Annotated in this window: 13 protein-coding genes; 2 read left to right on the top strand and 11 right to left on the bottom strand. The window is 62.4% G+C overall.

Annotation, left to right across the window (positions count from 1 at the left end; genetic code table 11):
• From KG698_RS02060 to hemB, 8 genes are all read right to left on the bottom strand, one after another.
• A complete protein-coding gene (locus tag KG698_RS02060) occupies positions 1-618 on the bottom strand; it encodes a TetR/AcrR family transcriptional regulator (protein WP_213683886.1) in 618 nt (205 codons plus the stop codon).
• 6 nt (positions 619-624) lie between these two features.
• Complete coding sequence (gene ppk2, locus KG698_RS02055; RefSeq protein ID WP_213683885.1) at positions 625-1515, bottom strand: polyphosphate kinase 2; 891 nt, start codon at positions 1513-1515, stop codon at positions 625-627.
• A gap of 59 nt (positions 1516-1574) precedes the next feature.
• Positions 1575-2534 carry an alpha/beta hydrolase gene (locus tag KG698_RS02050; protein ID WP_213683884.1) on the bottom strand — a complete coding sequence of 320 codons (960 nt, stop codon included), beginning with the start codon at positions 2532-2534 and terminating at the stop codon, positions 1575-1577.
• Positions 2531-3475 (bottom strand): homoserine O-succinyltransferase, encoded by a 945-nt coding sequence (metA, locus tag KG698_RS02045; protein ID WP_213683883.1) that lies wholly within the window; start codon positions 3473-3475, stop codon positions 2531-2533. The genes KG698_RS02050 and metA overlap by 4 nt, the downstream gene beginning before the upstream one ends.
• Positions 3476-3506: 31 nt before the next feature.
• Positions 3507-4385, bottom strand: coding sequence for an ATPase (locus tag KG698_RS02040; protein WP_300982813.1), 879 nt, complete (start codon positions 4383-4385; stop codon positions 3507-3509).
• A gap of 97 nt (positions 4386-4482) precedes the next feature.
• Positions 4483-6957, bottom strand: a complete 2475-nt coding sequence (locus KG698_RS02035; RefSeq protein WP_213683882.1) for a penicillin acylase family protein — start codon at positions 6955-6957, stop codon at positions 4483-4485.
• Between the two features lie 64 nt (positions 6958-7021).
• Positions 7022-7579 (bottom strand): YSC84-related protein, encoded by a 558-nt coding sequence (locus KG698_RS02030; protein WP_213683881.1) that lies wholly within the window; start codon positions 7577-7579, stop codon positions 7022-7024.
• Positions 7580-7707: 128 nt separating this feature from the next.
• Positions 7708-8700, bottom strand: a complete 993-nt coding sequence (hemB, locus tag KG698_RS02025; protein ID WP_213683880.1) for a porphobilinogen synthase — start codon at positions 8698-8700, stop codon at positions 7708-7710.
• A gap of 169 nt (positions 8701-8869) precedes the next feature.
• Between hemB and KG698_RS02020 the strand changes: the two genes are divergently transcribed.
• Together KG698_RS02020 and mfd are read left to right on the top strand one after the other, a co-directional pair.
• A complete protein-coding gene (locus KG698_RS02020; protein ID WP_213683879.1) occupies positions 8870-9388 on the top strand; it encodes a component of SufBCD complex in 519 nt (172 codons plus the stop codon).
• Between the two features lie 39 nt (positions 9389-9427).
• Positions 9428-12868 carry a transcription-repair coupling factor gene (mfd, locus tag KG698_RS02015; protein ID WP_213683878.1) on the top strand — a complete coding sequence of 1147 codons (3441 nt, stop codon included), beginning with the start codon at positions 9428-9430 and terminating at the stop codon, positions 12866-12868.
• A gap of 6 nt (positions 12869-12874) precedes the next feature.
• Here mfd and KG698_RS02010 read toward each other — a convergent pair whose 3' ends face one another.
• The 3 genes from KG698_RS02010 to KG698_RS02000 form a co-directional block, all read right to left on the bottom strand.
• Entirely contained in the window at positions 12875-14077 is a 1203-nt protein-coding gene (locus KG698_RS02010; RefSeq protein WP_213683877.1) for a multidrug effflux MFS transporter, read from the bottom strand.
• Between the two features lie 79 nt (positions 14078-14156).
• Complete coding sequence (locus KG698_RS02005; protein ID WP_213683876.1) at positions 14157-14804, bottom strand: DsbA family oxidoreductase; 648 nt, start codon at positions 14802-14804, stop codon at positions 14157-14159.
• Positions 14801-16258: a class I adenylate-forming enzyme family protein gene (locus KG698_RS02000; RefSeq protein WP_367114017.1), complete on the bottom strand. Its 1458-nt coding sequence runs from the start codon at positions 16256-16258 to the stop codon at positions 14801-14803. Before KG698_RS02000 ends, KG698_RS02005 begins: the two co-directional genes overlap by 4 nt.
• Positions 16259-16319: the final 61 nt, after the last annotated feature.

Genomic DNA, 16319 nt, shown 5'->3' with positions numbered 1-16319 from the left:
CTAGCGGTCAGGCGCGATCAGCCCCAGACCGCGCAGATAGATGCCGATCCCCGCTTCCAGCAGATCCTCGGGCGAAAAGGGGGCCACGGCCCCCGGCCGCCCCCGCGCGAATAGCTCGACCACCCCATGGCTCATCGCCCAGATATGGGCCGAGAACATCGCGGGCGGCGGGCGCTTATCGGCCGGGATATGTTGCGATAGCGCTTGCGCCGCGCGTTCCAACACGCCCCGCGATTTGGCGGCGGCTGCCGCTAATTCCGCCGTGGCATTGACTGATGTGCCGCTTTCGAACATCGCCATGTAATGGCCGGGGTATTTGCGCGCGAAAGCCAGATAGGCCCGTCCTGTCGCCGCAAAGGCCGCAAGGGCCGAGGGTTGGCCATCGGCATAGGCATGTTCCATCAGATCGGCAAAGATCTCGTGGCCCTGTAACGCGCATTCCGCGATCAGCTGCTCGCGCCCCTCGAAATGGCGATAGACAGCGGCGGGGGTGACGCCCGCGGTTTTTGCGGCCTCCGACAAGGTAAAGCCCGTTGGCCCCATCTCTTCGATGAGGTGCAGCGCGGCATCGACCAATGCTTGTCTCAGATTGCCGTGATGATAGCCGCGTTTGCTCATATGCCCTCATGCCACCTTTGCCGTGGCGGTATCGGTCCAGATCTCGGGTCCGCCGCAAATGGCGGGGTCAGGGCGGCCGACGATCTCGTGATCTTTGCCGTCATAATCCAGATCGGCAAGGATCGCGCGGATCACCGCCAATCTTGCCCTGCGCTTATCATCCGAGCGGATCACCGTCCAAGGTGCATGTGCGCTATGGCTGCGCTGCAAGGTCTCGGCAATGGCGGCGGAATAGGCGTCCCAGCGTTGGAGGCCATCGACATCGATGGCACTCAGCTTCCATTGCTTGAGCAGATCGCCCTCGCGGTCAAGAAAGCGGCGCAGTTGTTCGGCGCGCCCCACATTGAGCCAAATCTTGGTCAGCTTGATTCCATCATCCACGATCATCCGCTCGAAATCGGGCAATTGCTGAAAGAATGTCGCGCGCTCGGTGGGGGTGCAAAAGCCAAAGACATGCTCGACGACACCGCGATTATACCAGCTTCGGTCAAACAGCCTGATCTCGCCACCTGCGGGCAGATGCGCGATGTAGCGTTGGAAATACCATTGCGCGGCCTCGCGCTCGGTGGGTTTGGTGAGCGCCACGATGCCCGCCACCCGCGGGTTAAGGTTTTGGCGCACCCGCGCGATACAGCCACCCTTGCCCGCCGCATCGCGCCCTTCGAAGACAACGGCGACCCGTTTGCCCGTGTCGCGCACCCATGCGTGAAACTTGACCAATTCGATTTGCAGCGCGGCAAGCTGATCTTCGTAATCCCCGCGGTCCATGCGCACGGCGTAGGGGTAGGTCGGATTGATGATCTGATCTTTATCCGCAGCCATAATGGCCTGCCGGATATCAGCAGGGGCTTCGGTCTCGAAAAACGCCGAAATGGCGCCGTTGAAAGGTTTAGACATACGCGCGCACCATGTTCCCAAGGGATGTTACAGGCTTTGACATTAGGGATAAGCCGGGCCTAGCGCAATGCGGCGCGCCGGGCCGCGCGGTCGATGGCAGCTAACACCGCCGTGGCGTCAGCGTGATGCGGTGAATGGCCGACCCCCTCCATCACGCGGAGCGCGGCACCCGCGACCTGTTGCGATAGGGGGATGGAATGGATCGCAAGCCCCACGGTCGTGTCGCGATCGCCGTGCAAGATCTCGACCGGCAGATCGAGGCCGGGGTAAAGTGGCACAAGCGCGTCAATCTCGGCTAAAATACCGGCGCGTTGCAGCGCGTTTTCGCGCAGCGCCCCACGCTGAAGCGTTAGCCCCGCTGCGATATAATCCGCATAACCCGGCGGGATGGGTTGGGGGGCAAAAATCTGGGCGATGGTGTCGGTCACGATGCGCGTCGGCACCCATGCCGTCAGGATCGGTGCCGCAAGCCGTTGACCGATTGGGTGCGACAAGATCTTGTAATAGCGTGACAAGGGCGTGTTCCACGGGTTTGACGCCGCAGCCAGCAAGACAAGCCCCGCAACCCCGCCCGGATGGCGTGCCGCCCAGGCAAGCGCCACCGCCCCGCCATAGGAATGGCCCAAGACCAAGGGCCGACTGACCCCAAGATCGGCCATCGCGGCGGCCAGATGGTCGGCCTGCTCAAAGATCGTGGCCCCGTCTCGATCAAGCCGTTGCGAATAGCCCAAGCCCGGCCGGTCCAGCACGGTGACGCGGTAGCTGGCCACCAGCCGACCCATCAGATCATGGGTAAAGTCGCGCATGTTCCCGCTTGCGCCATGGATCAGCACGATATCGGGGCCTTGTCCCTGTTGCAGCAGGTGAAGCTGCTTGCCCCTGACCGTGAGAAAGCGGCCCAGCGGCGGGTGGCTCTGGCGCGCGCGCGCCTCGTTGCGGGCCGCCCGCCAGAGCGTCAGGCCCCAAAACCCGATCAGCGTCGCGGCGAAGGTCAAGGCGATGAGCGTGCCGTCGCTCATTCCCGCCAATCGGTCGAACGCTGCCCGATCTCGGCCATGTCGAAGGGCGTGGTCAGATACATCTCCGACACCCAATTGCTGTAGAGCAGATGCGCATGGCTGCGCCAACGGTTCTGCGGCGCGCGGCGCGGGTCGTTCTGCGGGTAGTAATTCATCGGCACATTGATCGGCGTGCCGTTTTGCGTATCGCGGTCATATTCTTGTTTCAGCGTGTCGCTGTCATATTCGAAATGGTTGAAGATATAGAGCGCGCGATGGGTGCGATCCTCGACCAGACAGGGGCCGACATCGTCCGAGCCCAAAAGCGTCACCAACCCCGGCACGGCGTCGATCTCGGGCTGGCGCATTTCGGTCCAACGGCTGACGGGGATGATGAAATCATCCGAAAACCCGCGCAAATAGGGCGAGGCAGGTTCCAACACCTGATGGCGGAAACAGCCAAAGGCCTTGGCATCGAGCAAATGTTTTGCGACGCCGTGGAAATGATTGATCATCGCCATCCCGCCCCAGCAGACGCCAAAGGTGGAATGGACATGGGATTGGGTCCAATCGAACACCTGTTGCAACTCGTCCCAATAGGTCACATCGGCGAAATCCAGATGTTCGATGGGTGCGCCGGTGATGATCAGCCCGTCGAATTTCTCGCCGGTGGCGGCAACCTCGGCAAAGGGGCGGTAAAATTCTTCCATATGCGCGGCAGCGGTGTTGCGGGTCGTGTGATCGGTCATGCGGATCAGCGACAACTCCACCTGCAAGGGCGTGGCCCCGATCAGGCGGGCAAACTGCGTCTCGGTCTGGATCTTTTTCGGCATCAGGTTCAGCAAACCCACCCGCAGGGGACGGATATCTTGCTTATCGGCTGCATCAGCCCCCATCACCATCACGCCCTCGCGCTTGAGCACGGCATAGGCGGGCAGGGTAGAGGGCAGCTTGATGGGCATTGCGAGACCGTCCTTGACTGGGAAAGCGGAACTAGGGGCGCGCGCGCGCGCGGCCAAGGGCTGTGGCGACAAGGGCGGTGGCATCTTGCGCGTCGCGCACGCCCTCGACCTCGGCGGCGGTGACTGTCACACCCCAATTGCGCGCCATCGCGGCATAAAGCGGCGCGCGATGGGCCATCGCATGGGCATAGGCATAGCGGATAAAGGCGTTGGGATCGGCTGTCTCCGCGCTCAGCCCTTGTTCGTTCAGCCAGCCCTGCCACAGCGGCAAAAGGAATTCGGGCTTGTAATACATGGGCTTTGGGTCGCGGTCGAAGCGGCGGATCAATTCTGCCGTATGGCTTTCAGGGCCCTCGATCCAGACCATCAGGCATTGGCCCGAGAGGGTCGCCAAAACCTCATCGGCGCGATCTTCGGGATCGACCACCTCGCAGATGGAGCCGCCGGTATCGGCGATGAAATGGGGGTAGTGATAAAGATCGCGGGCGCGCACCACGAAGCTGGGCGTATCGAGCAATGCGTTGATCTCGGCGCGCCGATGCAGCGCTTGGCGGCGCATGTATTCGTCAAAGGGCAAGCCCCCCAAAGCCGGATCACCGGGTTTGCCCAAGAATGTGGACAGCGGGGCCAAATTGCCAAAGCTGATGTTTGAGCCGATATAGATACTGTCCGAGCGTAAAAGCTCGGCCAGAAACGGCACCTGCATCGCTTGACGCTTGAGGTTGTCGGCGATGTGTTCGCCCATATAGGCCGTGCCGATGCGGTAATCGATCGAGTAGTGATACCACTGGCCTTGCGCGCGCAGTATGGAGGCAAGCCGGGTTTTGCCAAGCCCTGACATGCCAAAGACGGCAAGCCGTTTCTCGGGTGCCTCCAGCCATGCGGCGGGGCTGTCATAGATCAGGGGCATGGCTTGGGCCTCGGGCTTGGCGGTTTTATCGCCTCATAGCGCAGGGCGCGGCGATGCAAAAGGGTCTGTCCTTTTGGGCAGCGCCTGAAGGTGCATCCTACGGCAATGGCAAAAGCGTCGTGATCCCGATATTGCCTGCGCGCGCCAGATCGGGATCAAGCGTCATGGGGATATATTCGCCACGCCGCCACAACTCGCCCAGATCATCGTAATGGCGCGACAAGGGATTGCCCGATTGCCCCGTGGCGATCACAAAGACCGAGCTGTCGGGATCGGCGAAATCATAGACCCCGCGATAACCCGCGGCGTGGATATTGAGGAAGGGATCGGGCAGCGTGCCGGGGGTGGCCGCGCGGTTAAGCGTGAAATCCCCGCCGCTGGTGGGTTGGCGGATATTCACGATCCATGAAAATAGCCGCGTCTGGCCCAGCACAGAATGGTCATGACGCGCCTCATGGGCCGCGCCCCAGCGCCAGCTTTCCAATTCCGCACCATAGCGCTCTTCCAGCCATTGCAGCGCATCGTCGAGTGCGAGCCGCGCGATATCGGTACAGCTTTCCACGGCTGTCGAATGGCTGATGTCACACCAGCGTGCGGCCCCGTCGATATCGCGATAAACGCGCTCGATAAAGAGTGGCTCATAGCTTTGAAATTCGTCGGCCAAGGGGCCGATATCGTCGCGGATCAGGCGTTGCTGTAATTCGCGCATCCATGCCGCATAGATCAAGGGCTCGGGCAGATGCTCGTTCATCTCGCCGTTCCAATCGGCCAAAAGCGCAAGCGCGCGTTGGCGGCGACGCTCTGGCGTGCCAGCGGGTGCCGCTTCACCGGTGAACCACAGATCACGGGCCACCAAGGGCAAGATATTGCGCGCGGCCGCCGAAACCGTATCAAGCTGCGCCTCGATGAAGCTGTCGCGGGTGTGGACATCGCGCGCCTCCATCAAGCGCGAGAGCCGCGTAATGCGCTGTGTATCGCCCCAGTCATGGGTGACATGCAGCGGGAAGGCGCGATCAACCGTGCGATTGTTGGTATTGCCCAGCATCCCGCTTGCGGGGTCGATGAAGCGCGGATTGGCAAAATAAAGCGTCATCCCCTGCCAGCGATTTTCGGCTACCCAGCCGGGGGCGGGCATGCGCGCTTGGGTTTCATGGTCGTTCATCCGCCACGGCATGCGGCCGATCACCTGCATCGCGATGCGCCCATCTGCGGCGGCCAGCATCAAGTTCTGGGCGGGGGCGACGAAATCCTCGCCTGCGGCAAGCCCATCTTCGAGGGTGTGCGCCCGCATCAGCCTGAGCCCCGTCTGGATCGAGGTATTGCGATCAGTTAGCGCGGTCCAAGCCATGCTCATCACATGGCCGGGGGGCGTGACGGTGGACAGATCGAAATGTTGACCGGGCAGGACCGGGCCATTCTCGGTCCAGCGCCGCGTGATGGTGATATCTGCCTCGCCCGCCACCTCAATCACGCGCCGGTCGGTGCGAAAGTCGGCCCAGCCATCGGGGGTGCGGTATTGGTTCGTATCGGCGGGGTTCAGCGCTTCGACATAAAGGTCGATATCATCGAGATAGGCCGAGGTGATCCCCCACGCCAGCCGTTCCGACCGGCCCGCGAGGATCACGGGCATGCCGGGGATGGTGGCCCCAATCACGCCGCCGGTCGAAAGTTCCAATCGCGCAAGATACCAGATACCGGGCGCGGTCAGGCCCAGATGCGGATCATTGGCCAAAAGCGCCCCGGATGCAGCCGCGCGCGCCGGTGTCGCGGCAAAAGCGTTGGAGGCACCGGCCATTCCCCGGCCCAGCACATTGGGATGCAGCGGGTGGCGCGGGGGAGATGTGGCTTGAGCAAACCGGGGCAGGGCGGTGTCAAAAAGATCTTGATAGCTGGCCAATTCGGCCATGCCCGCGCCGGGGGCATCGGGCATCAGATCGGCCAGACCGCGCGGATCATTCAGCGCCAGCGACAGGCGCGCGCGCAACACCTCTTCATCGTGGTGGCCGGTCAGTTGCAGCGCCATGAGAAATGTCACAGCGACGCTATCGGCGGGGCGCCATGGCGTGATGTCTGGCGTGAACAAGAAGAGCTCCGGCGCGCCGCGCCCCAACGCCTCTTGCCCCACAAGGCCAAGCCATGCGTTGACGCCAGCGGCGTAAGCCTCAAGCGCCATTGTCGTGTCTGCGTCGAGCGCTGCGACCGAGGCGCTGCCCAGTTGGTAGATATCAAGGCGGCGTGTCAGATCGTCGATCTGCAAAGTGGCCGGGCCAAAGATCTCGGACAAGCGCCCCTGTGCGGTGCGGCGCATCATCAACATCTGCCACAGCCGGTCTTGCGCATGCGCCACGCCAAGGCCGTAGAACACATCTGCATCGCTTTGACCAAAGATATGGGGCACGGCGGCGGTGTCGCGCACGATCTCGACCGGGGCCGAGAGGCCCGGCACCGACCAAGCCGCGTCATAATCGGGGATCGAGCGTGAGCCGATCCACCACATGGCCAGCACAATGACCACCGTCAGCGCAACGGCGACAGAGCCTAAACGTACAAGCCAGCGCAGCAGGAAGACCATGGCCCCTCGGCGAAAATTACATAACGCCTGCTACCCCAAGCGCGGGGAAATGCAAAGATTGCGCTTAGGGCAAGATACGGGTGTAGCGCGTGCCTTCGAGTGTGGCGCCCACGATCATGCCGGCCTGTCCAAAGACAATGGCAATGACAGGGTCGGTCAGCGTGGTGGTATCGACGCCCAGCATGCCGCCGCGATCGTTAAACGCATAGCGGACATCGCCGCCTGCGGCCCAGCCGTTGGAATTGCGGAAATCTTGCAAGGCGGCATCGGTCATGAAGAACAGCGCATGGGCATATTGCTGCGCGCCGATCTGCAAGCCAAAGGTGCCCGCGGCGGCGGCGTAGTAATCGACCGTCACGCCGTTGATGCGCAAAGCGCCCCGCCCGTAAGAGCCACCAAGGCCAAATCCCGCCTCGGTGATCAGTGGCATGACCAAAATGCCTGCTGCGTTTGCGCTCAGTTCCTGTGCGCCCGGAACCTCGGCGTTCATGAACTCCAAGGCGCTGTCGACGCGCGCATCGATGCGCTGCCCGCCGTTTGAATTGACGCCGTTGCCACAGGCCGACACGAGCGGAACCGCCGCGGCGGTGATCACGAAATGACGACGGGTGATGCTGCGCATGTGATGCCTCTTGCCAATAGCCTCGGGGGCGGGTCTTGCTGCCCGCATATTGAGCGATATCCTACGACTTTCGCGCGCCCCTGTCACGGGTAAAACACAAGCCTTGGCGGTCAGCCGCCGATCGCCCGCTACCCGTTGAGGATTCGGGCCAAGCGCGGCGCGAAATAGGTCAGCACTCCGTCACAGCCTGCGCGCCGGAAACTCATCATGCTTTCAAGCATGACCTTGTCGCCATCGACCCAGCCATTGGCGGCGGCGGCTGCGATCATCGCGTATTCGCCCGAGACCTGATAGGCATAGGTGGGCGCGCCAAAGCGGTCTTTGACCTCGCGCACCATGTCGAGATAGGGAAGCCCCGGCTTGACCATCACCATATCGGCCCCTTCCATCAGGTCACGCTCGACGCAAGCCAGCGCCGCACGGCGGTTGGCGGGGTCGATCTGATAGGTCAGCTTGTCGCCCTTGAGCGCGCCGGACGCACCCACCGCATCGCGAAACGGCCCGTAATAGGCGCTGGCGAATTTGGCCGCATAAGACATGATGGTGACATTCTGATGCCCCTCTGCCTCGAGCGCCGTGCGGATCGCAGCAATACGCCCGTCCATCATGTCGGATGGTCCGATGATATCGGCCCCGGCCTTGGCTTGGGCCAGCGCCATCTTGACCAGTGCCGCAACTGTTTCGTCATTCACGATGACACCATCGCGCACGATGCCGTCATGGCCGTTGATGTTATAGGGGTCGAGCGCCACATCGGTCATGATCGCGATATCAAGCCCTGCGTCGCGGATCGCGCTGATCGCGCGGTTCGACAGGTTGTCGGGGTTCCACGCCTCTTCGCAGGTTTCGGTCTTGAGCGAAGGATCGGTGTAGGGGAACAGGCAGATCGCGGGAATGCCCAAAGATGCAGCCTCGCGCGCGGCGGCGACGATCTTGTCGACCGAACGGCGATAAACGCCGGGCATGGAGGAAATCGGCTCTTCGATGCCCACCCCATCGCGCACGAAGATCGGCCAGATCAGGTCATTGACGCTCAGCTCATGCTCGCGCACCAGATTGCGCAGGGCAGGTGTTGCCCGCAGGCGGCGGTGACGGATCGCGGGAAATGCGGCTTGGGGCATGGCTCGGGCCTTTCCTTGGGGCTTTGCAACTTTAAGCGGTGCCACGGGTGCGCGCCAAGGGCAAGGCTTGTGGTGTTTGCGGCCATGTTGCAAGCCGGGGCTAGAAACCGACGGCAGGCACAGTATAGAAACGACAAAGCAATAGTATTGGCAGTCGGGCGGCGCAGTTTTGGATTTTTTCGATCTTGTCACCGAAGTGATCGACATGCGGTCATTTTCGAATCTTTGGTACTGGATCGTTTTGGCGGTGATGTGGTCATCGCTCTCGCATTGGGTGCTCGGTATTCCCTATCACATGGTCCAGCGCGCACACCGCGGACATGCCGATAGTCAGCGCGATCTTTTGGTTCTGGTCGAGGTCAATACCCGCCGCATCCAAGAGTTCGGCGCGATCTCGGGCGTGTTTTTTGTGGGGGGGGCTGGTTTTGTGATCAGTTCGCTTTTGGTCTTGGGCTGGGGCTATGGGGTCGAGTTTGCCCAAGCCATCGTCTTGCTTTTGTTGCCGCTTTTGGCGGTGACGGGGCTTAACGTCTTGACCGCGCATCGGGTGCAGAATGTCGAGATCGACCAGCTTTATCGCCGGATGCGCCATCATCGGATGACCGTGCAACTGATGGGCATCATCTCGATTTTCATCACCGCCTTTTGGGGCATGTACACCAATGTCACGGTTAGCCCGCTGTACTAGCGCTTGACACCGCCCCCCCGCGGCGTAGGTCACGCGGCCATGGCTGACACACCCGATCATATTCTTGTCTCTGGCGCGCCCGAGGGGTTTGACGCGTCGCTTGTGCTCAAGGAATTGGCCAAGGGTGCAGCGGCACCCGTGCTGCATATCGCACGCGACGACAAGCGCATGGCCGCGATGGCCCGCGCCTTGGCCTTTTTCGACCCATCCGCCGTGGTCTTGTCTTTTCCGGGGTGGGATTGCCTGCCCTTTGACCGTGTCTCGCCCAATGCCGAGATTTCGGCGGCGCGCATGGCCACGCTTGCGGCGTTGGCGGGCGGGCTGACCGGGCGCTTCATCGTCTTGACCACGCTTAATGCCGCGACCCAGCGCGTGCCTGCGCGCGCGGTGCTGCAATCGGCGGCGTTCTCTGCGGTGGTCGGCGCGCGGATCGATGATGCGGGGCTGAAGCAATTTCTGGTGCGCATGGGGTTTGTGCAGACGCCCACGGTCAGCGAGCCCGGCGATTACGCGCTGCGCGGCGGCATTATCGATGTCTGGCCGCCGGGGGCCAGCGGGCCGGTGCGGTTGGATTTGTTTGGCGATCTGCTTGATGGCGCGCGCCGCTTCGATCCCGCGACCCAGCGCACCACCGAAAAGCTTGACCGGGTCGAGCTTGCGCCCGTGTCCGAGGTGATCCTTGACGAGGCTGCGATCACGCGGTTCCGCCAGAACTACCGGATCGAGTTTGGCGCGGCAGGTACCGATGACCCGCTTTACGAGGCGGTCAGCGCCGGACGCAAGCATCAAGGGGTCGAGCATTGGCTGCCGTTCTTCCACGAACGGCTGGAGACGCTGTTTGATTACCTGCCCGATGCGCGGATCACGCTTGATGACCAGACCAGCGCGCAGCGCGTGGCGCGCTGGGATAGCATTGCCGATCAATATGATACGCGCAAAACCGCGCTGACCCAGAAAGGGCGGCTTGATACGGTCTATAAGCCCGTGCCGCCCGAGCTGCTTTATCTCAATGATGCGGCTTGGGTGGGCGCGGTCGCCACCCATCGCGTGCTGCAGTTTGCACCCATCCCCGCCGCACCGGGGCCGCGCGTGATCGATGTGGGTGGACGGGTCGGTCGCAATTTCGCGCCGGAACGCCAAAGTGAATCGATTATCCTTTTCAGTGCTTTGGCGGATCATATTAAAGCAAAACGTGAAGAAAGCGCCGTTGTCATCGCCTCTTGGTCCGAGGGCGCGCGCGAGCGCTTGCAGGGCTTGCTTGAGGATCAGGGGCTTGCCGACACCAAGCTGGTCGATGATGCGCGCGCCATTGGCCCCAAGGGCAGCCTTAGCCTTGCTGTTTGGCCGCTGGACGAGGGGTTCACTGGCAACGGGCTTTGCGTGATCTCAGAGCAAGATGTGCTGGGTGATCGCTTGATCCGGCCCAAGCGCAAGGTCAAGCGCGCCGACAATTACCTGACCGAGGCGCAATCGCTCAGCCCCGGCGATCTGGTGGTCCATGTCGATCACGGTGTGGGCCGCTACAAGGGGCTAGAGACCGTCACCGCGATGGGTGCGCCGCATGAATGCCTTTTGCTGGAATATGCAGGCGGCGACAGGCTGTTCTTGCCGGTCGAGAATATCGAACTGCTCTCGCGCTATGGGCAAGATGATGGGCTTTTGGACCGCTTGGGCGGCGGCGCGTGGCAGGCCAAGAAGGCCAAGCTGAAAGAGCGGCTGCGCCAGATCGCTGATAAGCTGATCCGCATCGCCGCCGAGCGTGAATTGCGCCGCGCCCCGATCTTGATACCCCCCGCCGATATGTGGGAGGCGTTTTGCGCCCGCTTTCCCTATGAAGAAACCGATGATCAACTATCGGCCATCGCCGATGTGCTGAGCGATCTGGAGGCGGGCCGCCCGATGGATCGCCTTGTCGTGGGCGATGTGGGTTTCGGCAAGACCGAGGTGGCGATGCGCGCGGCTTTTGTTGCCGCAGCCCAAAGCCAACAGGTGGCCGTGATTGCGCCAACCACGCTTTTGGCGCGCCAACATGCCAAGACCTTCACCGACCGTTTCCGGGGTTTTCCCGTCAATGTGCGGCAATTGTCGCGCTTTGTCGGCCAGAAAGAGGTGGCCGAGACCAAGCGCGGCATGGCCGATGGCTCGGTCGATATCGTGATCGGCACCCATGCGCTTTTGGCCAAGGGGGTGGCTTTCAAGGATCTGGGCCTGTTGATCGTGGACGAGGAACAGCGCTTTGGCGTCAACCACAAGGAGCGGCTGAAAGAGATGCGCTCGGATGTGCATGTGCTGACGCTGTCGGCCACGCCTATTCCGCGCACTTTGCAGATGTCGCTCACGGGTGTGCGCGATCTGTCGATGATCGGCACGCCGCCGGTCGACCGGCTTGCGATCCGCACCTATGTGTCGGAGTTCGACGCGGTCACACTGCGCGAGGCGCTACTGCGTGAACATTACCGTGGCGGCCAGTCTTTCTTTGTTGTCCCCCGGATCGAAGACCTGCCCGAGATCGAGGCCTTCTTGCGCGATCAAGTCCCCGAGGTCAGCGTCGTCGTGGCCCATGGCCAGATGGCGGCAGGTGAACTCGACGACCGCATGAACGCCTTTTACGACGGCAAATATGATGTGCTTTTGGCCACGACCATCGTGGAATCGGGCATCGATATTCCGACCGCCAACACGATGATCATCCACCGCGCAGATATGTTCGGGCTGGCCCAGCTTTACCAGATCAGGGGCAGGGTGGGGCGCGCCAAGACCCGCGCCTATGCTTATCTCACGACCAAGCCACGGCTGAAGCTGACGCCAGCCGCCCAAAAGCGCCTGCGGGTTTTGGGCAGCCTCGACAGCCTTGGGGCGGGATTTACCATCGCATCGCAAGATCTCGATATCCGCGGCGCGGGCAATATCGTAGGCGAAGAGCAATCCGGCCATGTGCGCGAGGTGGGGTTCGAACTTTATCAATCCATGCTGGAAGAGGCGATTGCCGCGATCCGCTCAGGCGCGGCCGAACCGATTGTTGCCGACGGCCAATGGTCGCCCACGATCAATCTGGGCGTGCCTGTCTTGATCCCCGAGGCCTATGTCCCCGATCTGGATGTGCGCCTTGGGCTTTATCGCCGCCTCAGCCAGCTTGAGACCAAGGTCGACCTCGAGGGTTTCGCCGCCGAATTGATCGACCGTTTCGGCACGCTGCCCCGCGAGGTGAACACGCTTTTGTTGGTCGTGCGGATCAAGGCGATGTGCAAACGCGCCCATATCGCCAAGCTCGACGCCGGGCCAAAGGGGGCGACGGTGCAGTTTCACAATGACAAGTTCCCCAACCCCGCAGGGCTTGTGGCTTTTGTCCAAGATCAAAAGGGCGAGGCGCGGATCAAGGACAATAAGATCGTGCTGATGCGCGCTTGGACCAGCGAGGCAGACAAGATCAAGGGTGCCTTTGCCATTGCCCGCGATCTGGCCGAAAAGGCCAAGGCCTAGCGCGCTTTAGGCTTGTTTACCGCGCTCTTGCGGCATGAAGCGCATGATCACAGCCCCGATGGTCATCAGACCTGCCATCGCGCATAAAAGCGGCACGGGGGTGCCATTGAACAGCGCACCGACAGCGGCACCCGCCAGCGCGCCGATCACCGTGGCAATGGACCCCATCACCGATGCCGCCATCCCCGCGATATGGCCCAAGGGTTCCAGTGCCAGCGCGTTAAGATTTCCGATGGTAAAGGCGGCCGTGGCAAAAAGCGTGACGTTCCAGAACAAATAGACCCAAAACGCCGCCCCGCCCAAAGCGCCGCTCGCAAAGAGCAGGGCGAGGGCCAAGGCGAAAACGGCCTGCAAGATCAGCGTGATCCCGATCAAGGGCCGCATGCCAAGGCGCATCACCAAAAGCCCGTTGATCGGCCCCGCCGGTGCCGAGGCCAGCGCGATCAGCCCGAACCACACAGGAAAGTTGTCACCGCGCCCGAATGTGGTGTCGAAAATCTGCTGGATCGAAGAAAGCGAGCCGAAAAGCCCCGCGAAAACGCATGCTTGCACAAGGATCGACAGCTGCATCTGGCGGTGGATCAGCGTCTCGCGCAGGCCCGACCACAGCGTGATGAGCGCCAAGGGGCGGCGTTTGTCCCGCGGCAAAGTCTCGGGCTGGCGCAGACCTAGCCATGCGACCGAGATGAAGGAAAACACCAAGAATGCCAGAAAGATCGCCCGCCAGCCAAAGCCCAAGATGATCCATGCCCCGATCAGCGGTGCGATGGCGGGAAAGATGGTAAAGACGAGCATCGCGTAAGAGACGATTTGGGCCATGGCGCGGCCCGAAAACAGATCGCGCGCCATAGCAAGCGAGACCACGCGCGGCCCCGCAGCGCCTAAGCCTTGCAGCACGCGCGCGGCCAAAATCCATTCAAGATCTTGTGCAAGATAGGCCAAGAGCGCGCCGCCACAGTAAAGTGCTGCCCCGATCATGATGACCGCCTTGCGCCCCAGCGCATCCGACAGCGGCCCCGCGAAAAGTGTGCCTACCCCCATGCCAAACAGAAAGCTGGTCAAGATCAGCTGCGCACGGTTCGGGTCGCTTGGTGTCAGCTCTTGCGCGATCTCGGGCAGGGCGGGCAGCATCGCGTCGATGGAAAAGGCGATGGTGGCAAACATCATCCCCATCATGGCGATGAATTCCCACCGCGAGACCGCCGCCATTGGGCGCGCGCCGCTCAACGACCAAGTCCGGATGTGCGATGGCTGTCTGCGTATTTTTGGAAAGATGAAGCTGGCAGTGTCATTGTGGCTGATCCCGGATTTGTTCCGCGATCTCGTCGATGATGGCGATCCATGTGTCGGTGGGTTGCGCGCCCGAGAGCACATGTTGACTTGCGATCACGAAACTCGGCACGCCGCTTACGCCGCGCGAACGGGTATGGGCATCGCGCGCCATGATGTCGGCGGCATCCGCATCGCCGGCCAAAAGCGTGGCCACCAGGTCTTGCGCCATGCCCGCATCAACCGCGATCTGGGCCAGCACGCCATGATCGCCAATATCGCGCCCATCGGTGAAATAGGCCCGGAACAGTGCCGCAACGACCGGGGTTTGACGCCCCTCAAGCCCTGCCCAATGGATCAGGCGATGGGCGTCAAGCGTGTTGGGCGTGCGCGCAATCTGGTCAAGGTTCAGCGTGATCCCCGCCGCTATCCCATGTTCGACCACGGGGCGATAGGCGCGCAGCGCGCCATCGGTGCCGCCGAACTTCTCGGTCAGGTATTGGCGGCGATCCATGCCGCCTGCGGGCATATCGGGGTTGAGTTGGAAGGGGTGCCATTCGATCAAAAACGGGTGATCTGGCCGCGCCTCCATCGCGCGGGTCAGGTTGGACCAGCCAATATAGCACCACGGGCAGATGGGATCGCTGAGGATATCGAGTTTGATCATGATCTGTCCTTGAGCAGCGCCACCAGCGCTTTTCGGTCGAGTTTGCCATTGGCCGAGCGTGGCAGCGCGGCCAGCGGCAGATAAAGCCTTGGTTGCTTGTAGCGGGCAAGGCGCGCTTGGGCCAGTGTTGCCAAAGCCTCGGGTGTCGTGGTGCCGCAATAGGCCAAAACCAGCACCTCGGTATCGGCCTTGACCGGCAGCGCGGTGGCGGCGCAATCGACCAGCCCTTCGGCGTCGTGAAAGGCGGCCTCGATCTCCAGCGGGGCGATGCGGTAGCCGCCGGTGGTCAAGATATCGTCGCGCCGCCCGTGATAGCTGAGCGCGCCATCGGGCATTTCGCGCACAAGATCGCCGGTCGCAAACCATTCCCCAACCAAGGGCAGATGGACTTGGCCATCCGGCCCCAGATAGCCCAGCATCAGCCCCGGATCATCGCGGTGGATGGCCAAGATGCCCGTCTCACCCTTGGGCAGCGGGGTGCCCGTTTCATCGATCACCGCGATGCGGCGGCCGGGTTGCGGATAGCCAAGGCTGTCTGCGGGTGCCGGACGCGCGGGACTGCCCGAGATGAAGGTGGAACATTCCGACATGCCCAAGGCTTCGTGGATCATGCGGCCCGTCGCATCATGCCATTGCTGGCGCAACCCCTCGGACAGTTTCTCACCCGCGCTCAGCCCGTGGCGCAGCTTGGGCAGATCCAATGTTGCGCCTGATTTCAACAGTTTGCGAAACACACCCGGCACGGCGGCAAAGAGCGTGGCGTCATGGCGTTTGAGCAACAGCGCCAGCGCCTCGGGCGGGGTGCCGGGGGCGGGGATAAGGGCTGTGGCCCCGATCGCCCATGGATCAAGCAGCCCGGTGCCAAGGGTGAAGGTCCAGTTAAACGCACCCGCATGTAAAACCCGGTCATCCGGGGTCAGCCCATACCAGCCATCCCACATCATCCGCCGCGCCCAGATCGCGCGATGGGCATGGACCACGGGCTTGGGCCGCCCCGATGAGCCAGAGGTAAAAACGATAAAGGCGGGCCGATCCGGATCGCCCATCACGAAATCGCCCATCGTGCCGGACATGAGCGCGCCCAGATCGCTGATCACCGTGCAGCGTGGTGCCGTGGGCAGTGTGACGCCGGGCGCGGCAAGGATCGCATCGGGGGCAATCAGCGGCATCATGGCGTCAAGCTCGGCCACGCTCAGCGCTTGCGCAGTTGGGACGGGCACCAGCCCTGCGGCAATTGCCCCAAGGAAGGCCACGGGAAAATGCGCATCATTGCCAAGCCTGAGCAACACCCGCGCGCCGGGGGCAAGGCCAAGCGCGCGCAAGCCGCCCGCCATGGCGCGCACCGCCCCCTCCAGCCGGGCAAAGCGCCAGCGCTCGGCCCCTGTCGGGCCAAGCACGGCCAGCGCGATCTTGTCAGGTGTCGCGCGCCCTGCGGTCAGGACGTCATCGGCCAAGTTGAAAGGGCTGGGGCAGGGGTGCATGGCGCGGAATTACGCCTGCCATCGCCACGTTGCA

The organism is Roseicyclus sp. (assembly GCF_018402035.1).
Classification (GTDB): domain Bacteria; phylum Pseudomonadota; class Alphaproteobacteria; order Rhodobacterales; family Rhodobacteraceae; genus Roseicyclus.
The sequence above is the reverse complement of the archived record's forward strand: the minus strand, read 5'-3'. Positions and strand labels throughout refer to the sequence as shown.